This is a genomic window from Paraburkholderia sp. RCC_158 (assembly GCF_041355255.1).
In the GTDB taxonomy this organism is placed as follows: domain Bacteria; phylum Pseudomonadota; class Gammaproteobacteria; order Burkholderiales; family Burkholderiaceae; genus Paraburkholderia; species Paraburkholderia graminis.
In genome coordinates this window covers 1-20,283 of record NZ_JBFUPM010000035.1, presented here as the reverse complement: position 1 = coordinate 20,283, position 20,283 = coordinate 1, and the positions used below count along the sequence as shown (strand labels likewise).

Sequence of the window (20,283 nt, the reverse complement as noted above, 5' to 3'; positions counted from 1 at the left end):
GTTTTGCGAGGTTGCCGGTTTGACGCGAACCGCCTCTGTGCGTTCATGATACCCGTGTCATCGGCCGCAAATGCCGCGCGGTATTTCAGCGGGCGTTTTCGCGGGCATTTTGAAGGGAGTTCGACGGCCGCTTCAGCCAAGCGCGGCCGACACCAGCCAGCGCTTGATGAACGGCTGCGCGCCGACGAAAGCCATCCCGCTATTGCGCACGATCTTCGCCAACGGTCCCGGCACCGAGAAGAGTTTTTGCAGGCCGTCGGTGGCGATCATCAGCGCGCGAATGTCTTCGCGGCGCGCGCGTTCGTAGCGCCGCAGCAGCACCATGTCGCCGAGATCGCGGAACGACTCCTTGTCTGCGACCGTATCGGCCAGCGCCGCGACGTCGCGCAGACCGAGGTTCATGCCCTGCCCCGCGAGCGGATGGATCAGATGCGCGGCGTCGCCGACCAGCGCCACGCGCGGCGCGACGAGGCGGTCCACGGTCTGCAGCGCGAGCGGAAAACCCTGCGCGGGCGTCACGCAATCGAGTCCGCCGAGCTGGCCGCCCGTCACGCGCTCCACTTCGGCGGCGAGTTGCGCAGGATCGAGCGCAATCAGTTGCTCGGCGTGCTCGGTGCGCGCCGACCAGACGAGCGACACGTGGCCGTCCGGCATAGGCAGCAGCGCAATGATTTCGCCGTCCCTGAACCATTGGAACGCGGTTTCGCCGTGCGGCTTTTCCGCCTTGAAATTGGCGACGACGCCCGTCTGCCGATAGTCGCGCCGGTTCATCTTCGAGCCGATCTGCGCGCGCACCCACGAATGCGCGCCGTCCGCGCCGACGACGAGATCCGCCACCAGCACGTTGCCGTTAGCGAGACCGACGCTCGCGCTTTCGGCGGTGAAATCGAGCGCCTGGGCGCGGCTGTCGATCCACGTGAGATTCGGCTGAAAGCGCAACGCCGCGTCGAGCGCGCGCTCGATCACCGACGACTCCACGATCCACGCCAGTTGCGGCACCGACGCCTGAAACGCGGAGAAATGCAGCTCCGCGTGAGCATCGCCATAGACCCGCATGTCGTAGACGGGGCCAAGCCGCGACAGATCGAGCGCCTGCCACACGCGCAAACGCTCGAGCAGCGCCTGCGAACTGGACGACAACGCGTACCCCCGCGAGTCGAACGAAGCGCCGGCGGCCAGCGGCGCGCAGGCTTGCGCGAGCAGCGCGATGCGCAGTCCGCCTTGCGTGAGCGCGAGCGCGGCGGTCTTGCCGACCAGCCCGCCGCCGATCACCGCGGCATCGAAAGTCTGATGGTGTGCGTTCATCCGCGCATTATAGCCGTGGGGGTTGTGGGGGACGGACCGGGCGCGCAGCTTCCTGAAGCCACGTCAAGGAGCCGGTGGGACGGGCTACAAGACGGGTTACAATTACGCTTTCCGTGACAAAACCGCCCAGAACCGTCGAGCCAACGCCCGCTCTGGTGTCGTGTCCCGCTCCGCTGCGTTTTTCTTGCCGGCCTAAGCCGAAGGCTCACGAATCCTGCAATACGGCGTCGAGCGCATCACGCAATTTACTGAATCACTGAAGGATTTCCATGAGCCTCAAATGCGGCATCGTCGGCTTGCCTAACGTCGGCAAGTCCACTCTGTTCAATGCGCTGACCAAGGCGGGCATCGCCGCCGAAAACTATCCGTTCTGCACGATCGAGCCGAACGTCGGCATTGTGGAAGTGCCGGACGCGCGCCTGAAAGCGCTCGCGGAAATCGTCAAGCCCGAGCGCATCCTGCCGGCGGTCGTGGAATTCGTCGACATCGCCGGTCTGGTGGCGGGCGCAAGCAAGGGCGAAGGTCTCGGCAACCAGTTCCTCGCCAACATCCGCGAAACGGACGCGATCACGCACGTCGTGCGCTGCTTCGAAGACGAGAACGTGATTCACGTCGCGAACAAGATCGATCCGCTGTCGGACATCGAAGTCATCAACACCGAACTCGCGCTGGCCGACCTGGCAACGGTTGAAAAAGCGCTCGCGCGTTATTCGAAGGCCGCCAAGTCGGGCAACGACAAGGAAGCCATCAAGAACGCCGCCGTGCTGGAAAAGGTGCGCGCTCAACTGGATCAGGCCAAGCCCGTGCGCGCGCTCGATCTGTCGGACGAAGAGAAGGCGACGCTTAAGCCGTTCTGCCTGATCACCGCGAAACCGACCATGTATGTGGCGAACGTCAAGGAAGACGGCTTCCAGAATAATCCGCATCTGGACGCGGTCGCGAAGTTCGCGGCGTCGGAAAATGCGCCGGTCGTCGCGGTGTGCGCAGCAATCGAAGCGGAAATCGCCGACCTCGACGAAGCCGACATGGAAGTGTTCCTCGCCGACATGGGCATGGAAGAGCCGGGCCTGAACCGCGTGATTCGCGCGGGCTTCAAGCTACTCGGCCTGCAAACCTACTTCACCGCAGGCGTGAAGGAAGTGCGCGCGTGGACCATTCATGTCGGCGATACCGCGCCGCAAGCCGCGGGCGCGATTCACACCGACTTCGAGCGCGGCTTTATTCGCGCGCAGACCATTTCGTTTAACGACTACATCACCTATAAGGGCGAGCAAGGCGCGAAAGAAGCCGGCAAGATGCGCGCGGAAGGCAAGGAATATGTGGTGCACGACGGGGATGTGATGAACTTCCTGTTCAACGTGTAAAGGCCTTTAAAGCCGCAATATTCGCAGCACCGCCTGGCGGCTCACGCCGGCGTTTTGAAAAGCCCGCCTCGCGCGGGCTTTTTGCATTAGAGAACCCAGCTATTCCAGTTTCCTCACAGCCGATGTTAAATTGCGGCATCCGCCGGCCGACGCCGGACTGTCATCGAACACAAATAGAATCGCGCGATTCGCATTCGCGCACCTTCCGATGAGGAGACAAATCGATGAGTTTCAAGCCGCTGTTCCGTTCGCTTTCCGTCGCCGCTGCACTGAGTGTGGGCACCGTCGGCATGAGCCAGACGGCCCAGGCCGCCACTGAAATCCAGTTCTGGCACGCCATGGAAGCCGCGTTGGGCGAACGTCTGAACGACATCGCCAACGCGTTCAACGCGTCGCAGTCGGACTACAAGATCGTGCCGGTGTTCAAGGGCACTTACGACCAGACGCTCGCGGCCGGCATCGCCGCTTATCGCAGCGGCAACGCGCCGTCCATCCTGCAAGTGTACGAAGTCGGCACCGCGACGATGATGCAGGCTAAAAAAGCCGTCGTGCCCGTCTCGGACGTGTTCAAGCAAGCCGGCGTGCCGCTCGACGAAAAGGCGTTCGTGCCGACCATCGCAAGCTATTACAGCGACGCGAAAACGGGTCATCTGATTTCGATGCCCTTCAACAGCTCGACGCCCGTCCTCTATTACAACAAGGACGCGTTCAAGAAAGCCGGTCTCGATCCGAACCAGCCGCCGAAAACCTGGGCCGAACTCCAGGCCGACGCGCAGAAGCTGAAAGCGTCGGGCATGGCGTGCGGCTATTCGTCGGGCTGGCAAAGCTGGATTCAGTTGGAGAACTACAGCGCGTGGCACGGCGCGCCGTTCGCATCGAAGAACAACGGTTTCGACGGCGCCGACGCGCAACTCGAATTCAACAAGCCGCTGCAGGTCGCGCACATCCAGTTCCTGCAGAGCATGCAGAAAGACGGCACGTTCACGTACGTTGGCCGCAAGGACGAACCGATCTCGAAGTTCTATAGCGGCGACTGCGGCATCATCACGAACTCGTCGGGCTCGCTTGCCACGATCAAGAAGTACGCGAAGTTCAACTTCGGCACGGGCATGATGCCTTACGACGCGAACGTGAAGGGCGCGCCGCAGAACGCGATTATCGGCGGAGCGAGCTTGTGGGTGCTGGCGGGCAAGGACCCGGCCGTCTACAAGGGCGTGGCGAAATTCCTGTCGTATCTGAGCTCGCCCGAAGTCGCCGCGAAGTGGCATCAGGACACCGGCTATTTGCCGGTCACGACCGCCGCGTATCAGTTGACGCAGCAACAGGGCTTCTACGAGAAGAACCCCGGCAGCGATACGGCGATCAAGCAGATGCTCAACAAGCCGCCGCTGCCGTACACGAAGGGCTTGCGCCTTGGCAATATGCCGCAGATCCGCACGATCATCGACGAAGAGCTCGAGCAGGTGTGGGGTGAAAAGAAGACGCCGCAACAGGCGCTCGACTCGGCGGTCTCGCGCGGCGACGAACTGCTGCGGCGTTTCGAGAAAGCGGGCAGTTAATTCCCGCGTCGGCATCGTCGGTTCCGGCGCACTCGCGCCGGAACCCGCTTGCAGCAAAACTCTTGAGATTCCTCGATGGAAAAGCGCTCCCGCTTCGGCACCAGCCTGCTGCCCTATCTGCTCGTCGCGCCGCAACTCGCGATCACGGCGCTCTTCTTTCTGTGGCCCGCCGGCGAAGCGCTGTGGCAATCCACGCAAAGTCAGGACGCGTTCGGCACGTCGAGCGAATTTGTCGGGCTCGCGAACTTCAAGCAGCTCTTCGCCGATCCGCTGTATCTGTCGTCGTTCAACACGACGATTATTTTCTGCGCGCTCGTCACCGTATCGGGCCTCGTGATTTCGCTGCTGCTCGCGGTCTGCGCGGACCGCGTGACGCGCGGCGCAAAGGCGTATCAGACGCTGCTGATCTGGCCGTATGCGGTCGCGCCGGCCATCGCCGCCGTGCTGTGGTCGTTTCTGTTCAACCCGAGCATCGGCCTCGTAACGTTCGCGCTCGCGAAGCAAGGCATTGTGTGGAATCACGCTTTGAACGCGGGACAAGCGATGTTTCTTGTCGTGCTTGCGTCGGTGTGGAAGCAGGTCAGCTATAACTTCCTGTTCTTCTACGCGGGCTTGCAGGCGATTCCGCGCTCGCTGATCGAAGCCGCGGCCATCGACGGCGCCGGTCCCGTGCGACGCTTCTTCGGCATCGCGCTGCCGCTGCTGTCGCCGACGAGCTTCTTCCTGCTCGTCATCAACATCACCTACGCGTTCTTCGACACCTTTCCGGTGATCGACGCAGCGACGGGTGGCGGCCCCGCTCAATCGACGCGCACGCTGATCTACAAGATTTTCGCCGAAGGTTTCCAGGGACTCGACATCGGCAGCTCGGGCGCGCAATCCGTCGTGCTGATGGTGATCGTCGTCGCGTTGACGGTCGTGCAATTCCGCTTCATCGAACGCAGGGTTCAATACTCATGATCGAGAACCGCCGCGGTTTCGACCTCTTCTGCCACGCGGTGCTGATACTCGGCGTCGTGCTGGTCGTGTTTCCGGTGTACGTCGCGTTCTGCGCGGCGACCATGAACGAACAGCAGATCTTCACCGTGCCGCTGTCGCTGGTGCCGAGCTCGCATCTGTTCGACAACATCGCGACCGTGTGGGCGCACGGCAGCGGCAACGCGGCAGCGCCGTTCGGCCGCATGCTGTTCAACAGCCTCGTGATGGCGCTCGCCATTTCGATCGGCAAGATCGCCGTGTCGATGATCTCCGCGTATGCGATCGTGTTCTTCCGCTTTCCGTTTCGCAACCTGTCGTTCTGGCTGATCTTCATCACGCTGATGCTGCCGGTCGAAGTGCGTATCTTCCCGACCGTGCAAGTCGTGTCGTCGATGAATCTGAGCAATACGTATAGCGGTTTGACATTGCCGCTGATTGCGTCCGCAACGGCCACGTTCCTGTTTCGCCAGTTCTTCATGACGCTGCCCGACGAGTTGATGGAAGCGGCGCGCATCGACGGCGCGGGTGCGATGCGTTTCTTCTGGGACGTCGTGTTGCCGCTGTCGAAAACGAACATGGCGGCGCTCTTCGTCATCACGTTTATTTACGGCTGGAACCAGTATTTGTGGCCGATTCTGATCACGAGCCAGCAGTCGCTGACAACCGCCGTCGTCGGTATCAAGAGCATGATCGCTTCGGGCGACACGGCCACCGAATGGCATCTCGTGATGACGGCCACGCTGCTCGCGATGCTGCCGCCGCTCGCCGTCGTGCTGACCATGCAGCGCTGGTTCGTGCGCGGTCTCGTGGATGCCGAGAAATGATCCGCGCGGCGCAAACCGCGCTTGAGGCAAGCACGCACGAATGACAAAAGACACGCAAACGAAGGGCTAAAACCGCATGGCTGCATTGACACTGCAAGGCGTTAAAAAAACCTACGACGGCAAACAGTTCGTGTTGCACGGCATCGACGTCGATGTGAACGACGGCGAATTCGTCGTGATGGTCGGGCCGTCCGGTTGCGGCAAATCGACGTTGCTGCGGATGGTGGCAGGACTCGAGCGCATCTCCGAGGGCAGCATTTCGATCGCCGGCAAAGTGGTGAACGAACTGGAGCCGAAGGACCGCAACATCGCGATGGTGTTTCAGAACTATGCGCTCTATCCGCATATGAGCGTGGCTGAAAACATGGGCTATGCGCTGAAGATCGCGGGCGTCGAGCGGGCGCAGATCGCGCAGCGCGTGAACGCGGCCGCGCAGATTCTCGAACTCGAAGCGCTGTTGCAGCGCAAGCCGCGCGAACTGTCGGGCGGGCAGCGTCAACGCGTCGCGATGGGCCGCGCGATCGTGCGCGAACCGGCCGTGTTTCTCTTCGACGAACCGTTGTCGAATCTCGACGCGCGTCTGCGCGTGCAAATGCGGCTCGAGATTCAGCGTCTGCATGCGCGGCTCTCTACGACGAGCCTGTACGTCACGCACGATCAGATCGAAGCGATGACGCTCGCGCAACGCGTGATCGTGATGAACAAGGGCCACGCCGAGCAGATCGGCGCACCGACCGAGGTCTATGAACGGCCGGCGACGGTGTTCGTCGCGGGCTTCATCGGCTCGCCGGGAATGAATCTGCTGCAAGGCCGCGTGTCGGACGACGGCTCCACGTTCGACATAGCCGGCAACGGGCCGCAACTGCCGCTCGCGGGCGTGGCGTCGATTGGCGGCGAAATCGCCAAGGGGCGCGAATACACGCTAGGTATTCGTCCGGAGCATATGAGTCCGGGGCAAGCGGATGCGCCGCACGCAATGCTCACCGTCGATTCATGCGAGTTGCTCGGTGCCGACAATCTCGCGCACGGACGATGGGGCAAGCATGACGTGACCGTGCGTTTGCCGCACGCGCATCGGCCCGCGGCTGGCGAGGCATTGCAGGTCGCGTTGCCCGCGCGTCATCTGCATTTCTTCGATTCGACGAGTGGCCGGCGGGTGAACTAAGTTGAGCGCCTCATAACAATACTCACAACTACAAGAACAATCTCTAACGCCATGCAAGGTATTGGTCTTAGAACCGCCCGTGGCGCATCGGTTGCGCTTTTGCTGACGCTGTCGCTTAACATCTCGCCCGCATTCGCGTACGTCGCGCCCGGCACAACGCCCGACGAAGCCGATCTCAGCAATCACAACACCTACACCAATCGCGACGGCAACACGGTACACGCGCCGGCCCGCTCACTGTCGGGCAAGGCGCCCGACGGCGCGACCGCCCGTTGCCGCGACGGCACCTACAGTTTCAGCCGGCACCACGGCGGAACCTGTTCACGGCACGGCGGCGTAGCAAGCTGGCTGTGATTTCACCGGGACCGCGCGCGAACTGACCCAAGCCGCAAGCCGCGCTACCGCCCGCACTCCCCTGCCGAAGTACAATGCGATTTGCACCCGGGGTGCTCGCGTCGTTGCGCTGACAGCGTGTTCGACGCCGCCCCGGCACACACCGATTACCGATCCACCCACGGCTGCCCGCCCGAATGCGGCCGGCGTCGTCAACGTCTATCAAGCACACAAGCAAATGGCCCAATACGTCTTCACCATGAACCGGGTTGGCAAGATCGTGCCGCCCAAGCGTCAAATCCTGAAAGACATCTCACTGTCGTTTTTCCCCGGCGCGAAGATCGGCCTGCTCGGCCTGAACGGCTCGGGCAAGTCGACGCTGATCCGCATCATGGCCGGTGTGGACAAGGACATCGAAGGCGAAGCGACGCCGATGCCGAATCTGAACATCGGCTATCTGCCGCAAGAACCGCAGCTCGATCCGAACAAGACGGTGCGCGAAACCGTCGAAGAAGGTCTCGGCGACGTGTTCAACGCGCAGAAGAAGCTCGATGAAATTTACGCGGCCTACGCGGAACCGGACGCGGACTTCGACGCGCTCGCCGCCGAGCAGGCGAAGTACGAAGCGATTCTCGCGACCACCGACGGCGGCAGCGCCGAACAGCAGATCGAGATCGCCGCCGACGCGCTGCGTCTGCCGGCCTGGGACGCGAAAATCGAACATCTGTCGGGCGGCGAAAAGCGCCGCGTCGCGCTGTGCAAGCTGCTGCTCGAAAAGCCCGACATGCTGCTGCTCGACGAACCGACCAACCACCTCGACGCGGAATCGGTCGACTGGCTCGAACAGTTCCTCACGCGCTTTCCGGGCACGGTCGTCGCGGTCACGCACGATCGCTACTTCCTCGATAACGCGGCCGAGTGGATTCTCGAACTCGACCGTGGCCACGGCATTCCGTGGAAGGGCAACTACAGCAGTTGGCTCGATCAGAAGGAAGAGCGCCTGAAGCAGGAAGAAGCGTCGGAATCCGCGCGTCAGAAGGCGATCAAGAAAGAACTGGAATGGGTGCGCCAGAATCCGAAGGGCCGTCAGGCGAAGTCGAAGGCGCGTATTGCGCGCTTCGAGGAACTGAACAGCCAGGATTATCAGAAGCGCAATGAAACGCAGGAAATCTTCATTCCGGTCGGCGACCGCCTCGGCAATGAAGTGATCGAGTTCAAGAACGTCAGCAAGTCGTATGGCGACCGGCTGCTGCTCGACAACGTGAGCTTCAAGGTTCCGGCGGGCGCGATTGTCGGCATCATCGGTCCGAACGGCGCGGGTAAGTCCACGCTGTTCCGCATGCTGACTGGCCGCGAACAGCCGGATTCGGGCGAGATCGTCATGGGACCGACGGTGAAGCTCGCTTACGTCGACCAGAGCCGCGACGCGCTCGATTCGACGAAGACTGTGTTCGAAGAAATTTCCGGCGGCGCCGACGTGCTGACGGTCGGCAAGTACGAGACGCCGTCGCGTGCGTACATTGGCCGCTTCAACTTCAAGGGCGGCGATCAGCAGAAGACGGTCGGCAATCTGTCGGGCGGCGAGCGCGGCCGTCTGCATCTCGCGAAGACGTTGATTGCCGGCGGCAATGTGCTGCTGCTCGACGAACCGTCGAACGATCTCGACGTCGAAACGCTGCGCGCGCTCGAAGACGCATTGCTCGAATTCGCCGGCTCGGTGATGGTGATTTCGCACGACCGCTGGTTCCTCGACCGGATCGCGACGCACATTCTCGCGTTCGAAGGCGATTCGCAAATCACGTTCTTCGACGGTAATTACCAGGAGTATGAAGCGGACAAGCGCGCACGCCTGGGTGAAGAAGCGGCGCGTCCGAAGCGTCTGCGGTATAAGCCGATCACGCGTTAAGGTTCACGCGGCGTTAAAGGTACACGGCGTTAAAGGTTCACCGCGTCAGAAGCTGCGCGAAAAGCGGCCTGCTTGTCGGAAGACGAGCAGGCCGCACTTGGCGCAGTTATCCCCTCAGCTTTGCAAACGGTCAGCGTGCGTGCGCCGCACGCTCAGCCGTTCTTCGCAGCAACTCCCTACCCTCCTTCGATACCCTTCACCTACGCCAGACATCGGCGACATGCGACACGGCACACGCATTGCTCCGTTGCGCGTGCTATATGTCGTCCGCGCGACTTGTATTGGACGGCGCGCATTCATCTTGATCACACTGCACGCACGTTGCGATGACGAGGGAACAAGCATGGCAATGTCGAAGAGCCAACGCTGGATCGCTGCCGCGAGCAGCGTGCTGGTCGTGCTCGTCGTTATTGCATTCGGCCTGCTGCAATACGCGCAGCGCGAAGTGAAAGCGCGAGTAATAGCCGCACTCGGTCCGCTCGGCAGCGCGCAAAGCATCGACGTCGGCGTGACCTCGGTGCATCTCAGCAACGTTCTGTTGAAGCCGCCGCCTGGCTGGCCCGCCGGCGATCCGTTGAGAGCGGACGAGATCATCCTGACGCCGGACATCCGCGATCTACTCCAGCGCCGCATGCATATCCGCAGCGTGACGGTGCGCGGTTTCGACATGGCGGTGCTGCGCACGCAAAACGGCACGATCCGTCTGCTGCCGAATCTGCGTCAATCGGTCAACAGCACTAACGACGACGCAGGCGGCGCGTCAACGAGTTCGATGCCGCGCGACAAGCAGGTCGATCACATCAGTTTCGAGCAGGGCCGCTTTCATTTCTACGACATGACGGTCGGGTCGCCGGCCTACAAGGTGACGGTGGGCGACGCGAACGCGACCGTCGACAACATTCGTCTGCCCGCGCTCACGGAGCCGACCAACGTCAATGTCAGAGGCTCGATCAAAGGGCCGTCGCACACCGGCACGGTGACGTTCAGCGGCTGGATCAAAATCGCCAGCAAGGATTCGCAGACGACCAGCACACTGCGCGGCGTCGACGTCGTCATGCTCGATCCGTATCTCGTGAAGAAAGCCGGCGCGAAGGCGCAAGTGACAAGCGGCACGATCGACATGAGCATCGAGTCGTCGGTGCACAATTATCAGTTGCACGCGCCCGGCACGATCACGGTTCATCAGTTGCAACTTGCGGACACGGGCAATCCGCTCGACACGTTCATGTCCATTCCGACGAAGGCTGCGGTTGCCGCTTTGAAGGCGCACAACGGCGACATCACGCTGCACTTCGTGCTCGACGGCAATTTACGCGACCCGAAATTCTCGGTGCAGGAAGGGCTGACGACGCGCATCGCCGCCGGCTTCGCGAAAGCGCTGGGCGTCAGCGTGGAAGGCGTGGCGAAAGGCGCGGGCGAAACGGTAAAAGGCCTGGGAAATGCGTTGAAGAATTTGCTGGGGCAGTGAGCGGATCAAACCGCGTGGCGAACACGGCGCGCGAGCGGATGCGCCCAAGCGGTCTGCGTTCGCCAAGCGCGTCTGGTCAAACCGGCAACCCAGCTCGCGCAGCCTCGCTTCGGTCTGCGCGGCGCTGATGTGATGCACGCCGTACCAGCCGAGCGCCGTAGCGGCTGCGGCGTTCTTCGGGTTGTCGTCGATAAAGACGAGTTCGGACGGCTCGATGCCCGGCATTTGCGCGTGGATTCGCTCGAGCATCGCCGCGAAAATGGCCGGATCGGGCTTCACCAGACCCACCCGCCCCGACACGATGATGTCGCGAAAGCGCCGCAGCACCGGGTAGTTTTCCCACGCATAAGGAAAGGTCTCGGCCGACCAGTTCGTCAGGCCGAAGAGCGGCACCTCGGCGGCCTCGAGCTTTTCCATGATCGCGACGCCGTCGTCGAGCACGCCGGCCACCATTTCATGCCAGCGCTCGTAAAACGCGCGGATCAGCGCTTCGTGGTCGGGGAACCGCGCGATGAGTTCGGCCGTTGCCTCGGCGATCGGCTGGCCGCCGTCCTGGCGAACCACCCAATCCATCGAGCACACATGAGTCAGAAACCAGCGGCGCTCGGCTTCGTCTGGAATCAGTTGCCGATACAGGTACTCGGGATTCCAGTCGATCAGCACGCCGCCGAAATCGAACACCACTGCCTTGATGGCCATGCGCTCTCCGTGGCGATGTTTCGTTAAACGTCGTTATACGGCTGCTCAGACAGGCTGCGTGCGCAGTTCGAGCCACGTCTTCGCGTCGCCGGAAACATGCGGCGCGAGGCGCGTGCGCACCGTCTCGTGATAGCTGTTGAGCCACGCGCGTTCGTCGTCGCGCAGCAGTGACAAGTCGAGGCAACGCGTGTCGATCGGGCACAGCGTGAGCGTCTCGAACTCGAGGAAGTCACCGAATTCCGTCTGGCCGGCAGGCACGTTCAGCACCAGATTCTCGATCCGGACGCCCCACTTGCCTGGCCGGTAGACGCCCGGTTCGATCGACGTGATCATGCCTTCTTCCATCGCCGTCCACGGTTCGGCCGGCGCGTAGTGCGCGATTACTTGCGGGCCTTCGTGAACGTTCAGGAAATAGCCGACACCGTGGCCCGTGCCGTGACCGTAGTCGGCACCGGCTTCCCAGATCGGCGCGCGCGCGATGGCGTCGAGCATCGGCGAGCGGATGCCGCGCGGGAACTTCGCGCGCGACAGCGCCATGGTGCCCTTCAGCACGATCGTGAAATCGCGCCGCTGTGCGTCGCTGATCGTGCCGATCGGCACCACGCGCGTGATGTCGGTCGTTCCGCTCAGATATTGCGCGCCGGAGTCGATCAGCAACAGGCCGTTGCCCTCGATCACCGAATGCGATTCCCGAGTCGCGCGATAGTGCGGCATCGCGCCGTTCGCGTTGAAGCCCGCAATGGTCGCAAAGCTCAACGACACGAAACCCGGCCGACGCGCGCGCGCGGCCGTCAGACGTTCGTCGATTGTGAGTTCGGTGATCGTCTCGCGGCCGAGCGCGCTTTCGAACCACGCGAAAAATTCGGCGAGCGCCGCGCCGTCCTGCTTCATCGTCTCGCGCACGTGCTTCGCCTCGGCTTCGGTCTTGCGCGACTTGAAGAAGGTGGACGGATTGACCGCCTCGACCACCTTCACCGTCGACGGCACCGATTGCAGCGAGCCGTACGTGATGCGGCGCGGGTCGATCAACAAGGTGCTGCCGGCGGGCAGCGCGGCGAGCGCATCGGCCGCTTTGGCGTAGGGCTCGACATTGACGCCGTCGCGCGCGAGCGCTTCGGCGAGCGCGGGCGGCACCTTGCCGTCGGAGACGAAAAGCGACGCGCCGTGTTCGCCGATCAACGCGTGCGCGACGAAAACCGGGTTGAAGCTGACGTCGGCGCCGCGCAGATTGAAGAGCCACGCAAGGTCGTCGAGCGTGGAAATGAAGTGCCACTGCGCGCCCTTTTCCGCCATCGCGCGACGGACCTGCGCGAGCTTTTCCGGACGCGTGACGCTTGCATGCGGCGCGGCGTGTTCGAACACCGCCGCATCGGGCAGCGACGGGCGCTGCGGCCAGATGCCGTCGAACAGATCGACGTCGGTGCGCAGCTTCACGCCGCGCGCCGTGAGCGCTTGAGTCAAAGCCCGCGCCGCCGCCACGCCGAGCACGGCGCCGTCCACGCCGACGGTGCCGCCCGGCCCCACGTTTTCAGCGAGCCACTCGAAATGCGGCGCGGTCTGCTGACCACCGGTCATCTTCATGAGCTGAACGCCGCTGCCGGCCAGTTGCGCATTGGCCTGCTCCCAATAGCGGCTATCGGTCCAGACGCCCGCGAAGTCGGCGGTGACGATCAGCGTGCCCGCCGAGCCGGTGAAGCCGGACAGCCATTCGCGGCCCTGCCAACGCCCCGGCAGATATTCGGACAAATGCGGGTCCGCGGACGGCACGAGGTAAGCAGCGACGCCTTCGCGCGCCATCGCGCTGCGCAAGCCGGCGAGCCGTTCGGGAATGGAAGAAGTTTGGGGAAGTCGGGCATTCATGGAGGTCACCTGCAAGTATTCATCGACGGGAAAGCAAGCCGACCGTCACGGCGACGGCGATCATGGCGACGGCCGTGCACACAGGCCATTCCAGTATCTCGCCGTCATGGAAAAGACCGGTCACATTGCCGGCCATGCGCGCGACGATCGCGCCCAGCACGCCGGCCAGCAGCGCCACCCATAGGCGGGCGCCTTTCGAGCCGCCGGAGCGGCCGGCGTTGTTCAAGCGGCGCAGCGGATGCAACCACCAACCCGCGAAGCCGATTGCGGCTCCGAGTACGACGATTCCAGCCCAGCCCATCAGCGGATGGACTCGCGCAGTTTCGGATTTGTCTCATGGGCGCGAGGCACAACGACAGCTAGCATTTTTGTCTCTTCTCAAAAAATCAGCACGGCGCTTTCCGCACAGCGGTTGAGTTTAGGGGTCGGGGTGATGTTAGGCAAGCTGGAGGCCTTACGGAAAAGCCTGGTTCCTGGCCGTCGTCAAGTGGATTGCGCGCATGCGAATCGCCCTTATCGAGCCGGACCCGCGGCACGCCCAGTTGGTCACCCGGCTCATGTTCGCCGGCGGCCACGTGTGTCAGCACTTCGCCACGAGCGCCCCGTTCCTCGCGCAAGCCGCGGACCAATTCTTCGATCTGCTGATTACCGAAAACTGGACCGGCGACCATTCCGCCGAAGACGTGATCGCGCGTGCCCGAGCCGTTCTGCCGAGCCTGCCGGTCATCGTGATGATGACGGAGCCGCGCGAAAGCCAGATCGTCGCCGTGCTGCACGCGGGCGCCGACGACTGCCTCGCCAAACCGGTACGCGGCCCCGAAACGCTCGCACGCGTCGACGCGCTGCTGCGGCGCGCAGGCTTGCGCCGGCCGCCCAATCGACGGCACGACGTGATTCGCGGCTATACGTTCGACGCCGCCAACTTCGCCGTCACGTTCCGCAACCGCGTGGTCACGCTGACGCCGAAGGAGTTCCGCTTCGCGCTGCTGCTGTTCACCAATCTGTCGCGGCCCGTGTCGCGCGCGCACATCATGGAAACCGTGTGGGCACGGCGCCGCGACGTAAAGTCGCGCACCGTCGACACGCACGCGTCGCGCGTGCGGTCCAAGCTCGAATTGCGCCCGGAGCATGGCTATTCGCTTGCGCCGCTGTACGGCTACGGCTATCAGCTCGACGCATTTTCCGTGGAAGGCGCTGCCGCACCGGCCTGATGGCTGGCATAAGCGGCGCGGGTGCGAGGCGCAGCGAGTAAGAATCGCGAAAACGCTATAATATGGGGCTAAACCATAGCTCCCCAGCATGCAGCTCTTAACGATCGGAATCAATCACCACACAGCGCCTGTCGCCTTGCGCGAACGCGTGGCGTTTCCGCTCGAACAGATCAAGCCTGCACTGGACACCTTCAAGAGCGTCTGGCTCGGCGGCACGGCCCGCTCGGCGCCTGAAGCGGCGATTCTCTCTACCTGCAATCGCACCGAACTCTATTGCGCGACCGACGACCAGGCCGCGCGCGAAGCCGCGATCCAATGGCTGTCGCGGTATCACAACCTGCCCATCGAGGAACTCGCGCCGCACGTCTACGCGCTGCCGCAGTCGGAAGCCGTGCGCCACGCGTTCCGCGTCGCCTCGGGCCTCGATTCGATGGTGCTCGGCGAAACGCAAATCGTCGGACAAATGAAGGACGCCGTGCGCACCGCGTCCGAAGCAGGCGCGCTCGGCACTTATCTGAACCAGTTGTTCCAGCGCACGTTCGCCGTCGCAAAAGAAGTGCGCAGCACGACTGAGATCGGCGCGCAGTCGGTTTCGATGGCAGCCGCTGCCGTGCGGCTCGCGCAGCGCATTTTCGACAAGGTGTCGAACCAGCGCGTGCTGTTCATCGGCGCGGGCGAAATGATCGAACTATGCGCGACGCACTTCGCCGCGCAGCAGCCCCGTGAACTCGTGGTCGCGAACCGCACGGCCGAGCGCGGCACGCGGCTCGCGGAGCGCTTCAACGGCCGGGCCATTCCGCTGTCGGACTTGCCGACGCGCATGCACGAGTTCGACATCATCGTGTCGTGCACGGCTTCCACGTTGCCGATCATCGGCCTGGGCGCGGTCGAGCGCGCGGTCAAGGCGCGCCGCCATCGGCCGATCTTCATGGTCGATCTGGCGGTTCCGCGCGACATCGAACCGGAAGTCGGCAAGCTGGAAGACGTGTTCCTGTACACCGTCGACGATCTCGGCGCGATCGTCCGCGAAGGCAACGCGTCGCGCCAGGCCGCGGTTGCACAGGCCGAAGCGATCATCGAAACGCGTGTGCAGAATTTCATGCAGTGGCTCGAGGCGCGCAGCATCGTGCCGGTGATCCGTCATATGCATACGCAAGCCGACGTGCTGCGCCGGGCCGAAGTCGAACGCGCGCAGAAAATGCTCGCGCGCGGCGACGATCCTGCCGCGGTGATCGAGGCGCTGTCGCAAGCGCTCACCAACAAGCTGATTCACGGCCCCACTCATGCGCTTAACCGCGCTAGTGGCGAAAACCGCGACACGCTCATCGAATTGATGGGCGGCTTCTACAAACACTCCGGTTCTTCGGAACGTTAGCGGCGCGCACCGCCTCGTCCGCGCCACCCGCCGGTGGCCTCGCAGTGGCCCGCCACATGCTTCTGTCCCGGGCATCCGCCCATTTTCCTGGTTGCTGTCCTTCCGGAGCCCGCTCCGATACCCGCCCGATGAAAACGAGCATGCAACGCAAGCTCGACCAGCTGACGACACGGCTGGCCGAACTGAACGATCTGTTAAGCCGCGAGGACATCACCTCGAACCTCGATCAATATCGCAAGCTCACGCGCGAACACGCCGAGCTTGGGCCCGTCGTCGAGCAATACGCGCTGTGGCGCCAGGCCATGCACGACGCCGCCACCGCGCAGGAACTGCTGACGGACATCTCCATGCGCGAATTCGCCGAAGAGGAAATTCGCGCGGCGCGTGAGCGCATGGAACAGCTCGGAGGCGAACTGCAGAAGATGCTGTTGCCGAAAGATCCGAACGACGACCGCAACATCTTCCTCGAAATTCGCGCCGGCACCGGCGGCGACGAGTCCGCGCTTTTTGCAGGCGACCTGTTGCGCATGTATTTGCGCTACGCCGAGCGCAACCGCTGGCAGGTCGAGATGATGTCGGCGAGCGAATCCGATCTGGGCGGCTATAAGGAAGTGATCGTGCGGATCGCGGGCGAAGCCGCGTATTCGAAGCTGAAGTTCGAGTCCGGCGGCCATCGCGTGCAGCGCGTGCCGGCAACCGAAACGCAGGGCCGCATTCACACGTCCGCGTGCACGGTGGCGGTCATGCCGGAAGCCGACGAGATCGGCGAAGTCGAAATCAATCCGGCCGATCTGCGCATCGACACGTTCCGGGCGTCGGGCGCGGGCGGTCAGCACATCAACAAGACGGATTCGGCCGTGCGCGTCACGCACTTGCCGACGGGCATCGTCGTCGAATGTCAGGACGACCGCTCGCAGCACAAGAACAAGGACCGCGCGCTGAAGGTGCTCGCGGCGCGCATCAAGGACAAGCAGTCGCACGAGCAGCAGGCGAAAGAAGCGGCGACGCGCAAGAGTCTGATCGGCTCGGGCGATCGCTCGGAGCGGATTCGCACCTACAACTTCCCGCAAGGGCGTCTGACAGATCATCGGATCAATCTGACGCTGTATCGCCTCGATGCAATCATGGACGGCGATCTTGACGAACTGATCAGCGCGCTCGTCAGCGAACATCAGGCGGAGCTGCTTGCTTCGCTCGGCGACGCGGATTAAGCGCCGATGACCGCGAACGCGCCGCCCAATCGCGACCAGGCGGCCACGCCCGCGGCGTTGTTGCGCGCCTCGCCGCTGCCGCCGCTCGAAGCGCGCATTTTGCTCACGCATGTGCTCGGCTGGCGCCATACGCAGTTGATCACGCGCGCGGACGAAGCGCTCGACAGCGAGTGCGTCGAGCGTTATCTCGCGTTGCAGGCGCGGCGCGTGGCCGGCGAGCCGATTGCGCAAATTGTCGGCGTCCGCGAGTTCTTCGGGCTTGAATTCGAGGTGACGCCGCATGTGCTGATTCCGCGTCCGGAGACCGAATTGCTGGTCGAAACGGCGCTCACGGCGATGGGAAATCTTCCGCGCCCGCGCGTGCTCGATCTCGGCACCGGCACGGGCGCCATTGCAGTGGCGATCGCGTCGATGCGCCCGGACGCGCAAGTGACCGCGCTCGACCGTTCACCGGAAGCGCTCGCGGTCGCGGCGCGCAACGCCGCGCGTCTGCTGGATGCGAAACGGCCAGGCGGCGCCGTAACGTTCGCGCAAAGCGACTGGTACGGCTCGCTGGATACGGCGCTGCGCTTTGACGTGATCGTGAGCAACCCGCCGTATATCGCGAGCGGTGACCCGCATCTGGAGCAAGGCGACTTGCGCTATGAGCCGCGCGGCGCGCTCACCGACGAAGCCGACGGCCTCAGCGCGATCCGCGCGATCGTCGCCGGCGCGCCCGCGCGTCTTGCCGCGCGCGGCGTTCTGTGGATGGAGCACGGCTACGATCAGGCCGAAGCCGTCCGCGAACTTCTGACAGCGCAAGGCTTCGTGGATGTCAGATCGGAGCGCGACCTTGCGGGCATCGAGCGAATCAGCGGCGGGCGGCTTGCCGGCTGAGCACGCTGACATGCTGATACGTCAGCACGCTAGCTGACGCAAGCCGCCGCAATAGCCGCAACGCGCGGATGGACAAAGCGGCCGTCGGCCGGTGCGGGCGAAATCCGCTATCATTTCAGCCTATTCCCTACACATACTCGGAACCGCAAGGTCAGTCATGGATACGCAACAACGCATCAAGCAAATCGTCGACGAAAACAACGTCGTGCTCTTCATGAAGGGCAGCGCCCAGTTCCCGATGTGCGGCTTTTCCGGCCGCGCCATCCAGATCCTCAAGGCGTGCAATGTCAACGAGTTCAAGACGGTCAACGTCCTCGAAGACGACGAAGTTCGCCAGGGCATCAAGCAGTTCTCGAACTGGCCGACCATTCCGCAGCTCTATGTGAAGGGCGAATTCGTCGGCGGCTCGGACATCATGATGGAAATGTACGAATCGGGCGAATTGCAGCAACTGTTCGCCGCGGCCTGATCGTCCAGTCCGAAGCTGTTCCTACAAGGCGCCGCCAGTCATGGAAACACGCGCTGCGGCGCCACGCCGGCTGATCGTCGCCATCACCGGCGCGACCGGCGCCATTTACGGCATCCGCTTGCTTCAGACGTTGCGCAAGCTCGGCGGCGTCGAAAGTCATCTGCTGATTTCGAGCGCCGGCTGGCTCAATATCCGCCACGAATTGCAGTTGTCGAAGGAAGACGTGCATCCGCTCGCGGACGTCGTCCATTCGGTGCGCGACGTGGGCGCGAGCATCGCGTCCGGTTCGTTTGCGACGGACGGCATGGTCGTCGCGCCGTGTTCGATGAAAACGCTCGCGAGCGTCGCGCATGGTTTCTCCGACAACCTGATCACCCGCGCCGCCGACGTCACCCTCAAGGAGCGCCGCCGGCTCGTGCTGCTGGTGCGCGAGACGCCGTTCAATCTCGCGCATCTGCGCAATATGGCGGCGGTGACGGAGATGGGTGGCGTGATCTTTCCGCCCTTGCCTGCGTTTTACAACCAACCGGCGACGATTGACGACATGGTCGATCACACGGTTGCCCGCGTGCTGGATCTGTTTGCGTTGGGGCCGGCGCTATCGCCGGCGTGGGCCGGATTACGAGGCGGTGACCAGGAGTGATCGTCCGTCCGTCCGCCGAGATTACCAACCACCGCAAGACAATCAATTCCGCTTTCACCCGTTTATCAAACGACGGTGCGGCTCTATATTGACAGCAACCGAACTTCGTCCGCGCCTCGCAGCGCGTCGCTGCCATGAACCGCTTGCCTTCGCTTTTTCTTTCCCACGGCGCGCCGACGCTGCCGATCGATCCGTCGCTGCCGTCCGCCGAGTTTGCGACGCTGAGCGCGCAATTGCCGCGTCCCGAGTCCGTGTTGATGCTATCCGCGCATTGGGGCACCGCGCAGCCTGTCGCGAGCACCGCCACAAAGCCGGAAACCATCCACGATTTCTACGGGTTTCCGCGCCAGTTATATGAGATCCAGTATCCGGCGCCCGGCGCGGCCGATCTCGCGCGACGCGCCGCCGCGCTGCTTCGCGACAGCGGCATGCACGCCGGCGAAGAGCCGCACGGGCTCGACCACGGCGCATGGGTGCCGATGCTGCTGATGTTTCCGGATGCGGACGTGCCCGTCGCGCAGTTGTCGATCCAACCGCGCCTCGACGCCGCGCATCACTTTCGCGTCGGCCGCGCGCTGCGCGCGTTGAGGGACGACGGCGTGATGGTGATCGGCTCGGGCCAGATCACGCACAATCTGCGCGCCGCCGATTTTTCCGCGCGGCCGGAAGATGCCGACCCGCGCGTCGCCGAATTCACCAACTGGTTCGAAGCACGGCTCGCCGCGCGCGACATCGACGCGTTGCTGGACTATCGCCACAAAGCGCCGCATGCGGTGCTGATGCACCCGACCGACGAGCATCTGCTGCCGGTCTTCGCAGCACTCGGCGCCGCCGACGACGATTACTCGCTGGCAATTCAATCGCTCGGCACCTATCAGCGCTCGCTCGCCATGACGAACTACGTGTTCGGCACGGCCTGAGCGCCGGGCTCGACAAAGAACGACTCGCGGCGTCCGCGGCAATCGGCATAGGGGACGGCCATGAGGCCGTACCCCTGCCACACCACCCGGCATGCGGGTCCGCACCGGGCGGTTCGG

The 20,283-nt window shown here is 63.4% G+C and carries 18 protein-coding genes and 1 pseudogene; 15 read left to right on the top strand and 4 right to left on the bottom strand.

Going from position 1 to position 20,283, the window contains the following annotated elements:
* Nucleotides 1-132: 132 nt before the first annotated feature.
* Complete coding sequence (locus tag AB6809_RS34130; RefSeq protein WP_371028297.1) at nt 133-1,305, bottom strand: UbiH/UbiF family hydroxylase; 1,173 nt, start codon at nt 1,303-1,305, stop codon at nt 133-135.
* A 269-nt stretch (nt 1,306-1,574) separates the two neighbouring features.
* Between AB6809_RS34130 and ychF the strand changes: the two genes are divergently transcribed.
* The 8 genes from ychF (at nt 1,575) to AB6809_RS34090 (ending at nt 10,902) form a co-directional block, all read left to right on the top strand.
* Nucleotides 1,575-2,669, top strand: a complete 1,095-nt coding sequence (gene ychF, locus AB6809_RS34125) for a redox-regulated ATPase YchF (protein ID WP_006052772.1) — start codon at nt 1,575-1,577, stop codon at nt 2,667-2,669.
* A 224-nt stretch (nt 2,670-2,893) separates the two neighbouring features.
* Nucleotides 2,894-4,228 carry a sn-glycerol-3-phosphate ABC transporter substrate-binding protein UgpB gene (gene ugpB / locus AB6809_RS34120; protein ID WP_371028296.1) on the top strand — a complete coding sequence of 445 codons (1,335 nt, stop codon included), beginning with the start codon at nt 2,894-2,896 and terminating at the stop codon, nt 4,226-4,228.
* A gap of 75 nt (nt 4,229-4,303) precedes the next feature.
* Nucleotides 4,304-5,188 (top strand): sn-glycerol-3-phosphate ABC transporter permease UgpA, encoded by an 885-nt coding sequence (ugpA, locus tag AB6809_RS34115; RefSeq protein WP_006052770.1) that lies wholly within the window; start codon nt 4,304-4,306, stop codon nt 5,186-5,188.
* Nucleotides 5,185-6,030 (top strand): sn-glycerol-3-phosphate ABC transporter permease UgpE, encoded by an 846-nt coding sequence (ugpE, locus tag AB6809_RS34110; RefSeq protein ID WP_029971302.1) that lies wholly within the window; start codon nt 5,185-5,187, stop codon nt 6,028-6,030. Before ugpA ends, ugpE begins: the two co-directional genes overlap by 4 nt.
* Before the next feature lie 76 nt (nt 6,031-6,106).
* Complete coding sequence (locus AB6809_RS34105; RefSeq protein WP_371028295.1) at nt 6,107-7,195, top strand: sn-glycerol-3-phosphate import ATP-binding protein UgpC; 1,089 nt, start codon at nt 6,107-6,109, stop codon at nt 7,193-7,195.
* Between the two features lie 51 nt (nt 7,196-7,246).
* Complete coding sequence (locus tag AB6809_RS34100; RefSeq protein WP_371028294.1) at nt 7,247-7,549, top strand: DUF3761 domain-containing protein; 303 nt, start codon at nt 7,247-7,249, stop codon at nt 7,547-7,549.
* A gap of 217 nt (nt 7,550-7,766) precedes the next feature.
* Nucleotides 7,767-9,434 (top strand): energy-dependent translational throttle protein EttA, encoded by a 1,668-nt coding sequence (gene ettA, locus AB6809_RS34095; protein WP_006052766.1) that lies wholly within the window; start codon nt 7,767-7,769, stop codon nt 9,432-9,434.
* Nucleotides 9,435-9,777: 343 nt separating this feature from the next.
* A complete protein-coding gene (locus AB6809_RS34090) occupies nt 9,778-10,902 on the top strand; it encodes a DUF748 domain-containing protein (RefSeq protein WP_371028293.1) in 1,125 nt (374 codons plus the stop codon).
* An 87-nt stretch (nt 10,903-10,989) separates the two neighbouring features.
* Here AB6809_RS34090 and AB6809_RS34085 read toward each other — a convergent pair.
* The 3 genes and pseudogenes from AB6809_RS34085 to AB6809_RS34075 all read right to left on the bottom strand — a co-directional run.
* A pseudogene (locus AB6809_RS34085) lies at nt 10,990-11,601 on the bottom strand (HAD family hydrolase); the annotation flags it as partial.
* Nucleotides 11,602-11,646: 45 nt separating this feature from the next.
* Nucleotides 11,647-13,461 carry an aminopeptidase P family protein gene (locus AB6809_RS34080; protein ID WP_371028292.1) on the bottom strand — a complete coding sequence of 605 codons (1,815 nt, stop codon included), beginning with the start codon at nt 13,459-13,461 and terminating at the stop codon, nt 11,647-11,649.
* Between the two features lie 19 nt (nt 13,462-13,480).
* On the bottom strand, nt 13,481-13,762 hold the full coding sequence (locus AB6809_RS34075; protein WP_029971298.1) for a hypothetical protein: 282 nt from the start codon (nt 13,760-13,762) through the stop codon (nt 13,481-13,483).
* 199 nt (nt 13,763-13,961) lie between these two features.
* Between AB6809_RS34075 and AB6809_RS34070 the strand changes: the two genes are divergently transcribed.
* The 7 genes from AB6809_RS34070 (at nt 13,962) to AB6809_RS34040 (ending at nt 20,166) form a co-directional block, all read left to right on the top strand.
* Nucleotides 13,962-14,672 (top strand): response regulator transcription factor, encoded by a 711-nt coding sequence (locus AB6809_RS34070; protein WP_371028291.1) that lies wholly within the window; start codon nt 13,962-13,964, stop codon nt 14,670-14,672.
* A gap of 88 nt (nt 14,673-14,760) precedes the next feature.
* A complete protein-coding gene (gene hemA / locus AB6809_RS34065; RefSeq protein ID WP_006052760.1) occupies nt 14,761-16,047 on the top strand; it encodes a glutamyl-tRNA reductase in 1,287 nt (428 codons plus the stop codon).
* Between the two features lie 128 nt (nt 16,048-16,175).
* Nucleotides 16,176-17,258 carry a peptide chain release factor 1 gene (gene prfA, locus AB6809_RS34060; protein ID WP_006052759.1) on the top strand — a complete coding sequence of 361 codons (1,083 nt, stop codon included), beginning with the start codon at nt 16,176-16,178 and terminating at the stop codon, nt 17,256-17,258.
* Between the two features lie 6 nt (nt 17,259-17,264).
* Entirely contained in the window at nt 17,265-18,134 is an 870-nt protein-coding gene (gene prmC, locus AB6809_RS34055) for a peptide chain release factor N(5)-glutamine methyltransferase (RefSeq protein WP_371028290.1), read from the top strand.
* Between the two features lie 157 nt (nt 18,135-18,291).
* Nucleotides 18,292-18,603: a Grx4 family monothiol glutaredoxin gene (gene grxD / locus AB6809_RS34050; protein ID WP_006052757.1), complete on the top strand. Its 312-nt coding sequence runs from the start codon at nt 18,292-18,294 to the stop codon at nt 18,601-18,603.
* Between the two features lie 40 nt (nt 18,604-18,643).
* Entirely contained in the window at nt 18,644-19,246 is a 603-nt protein-coding gene (locus tag AB6809_RS34045; protein ID WP_371028289.1) for a UbiX family flavin prenyltransferase, read from the top strand.
* Between the two features lie 134 nt (nt 19,247-19,380).
* Entirely contained in the window at nt 19,381-20,166 is a 786-nt protein-coding gene (locus AB6809_RS34040; RefSeq protein ID WP_371028288.1) for a class III extradiol ring-cleavage dioxygenase, read from the top strand.
* The last annotated feature ends 117 nt before the right edge of the window (nt 20,167-20,283 follow it).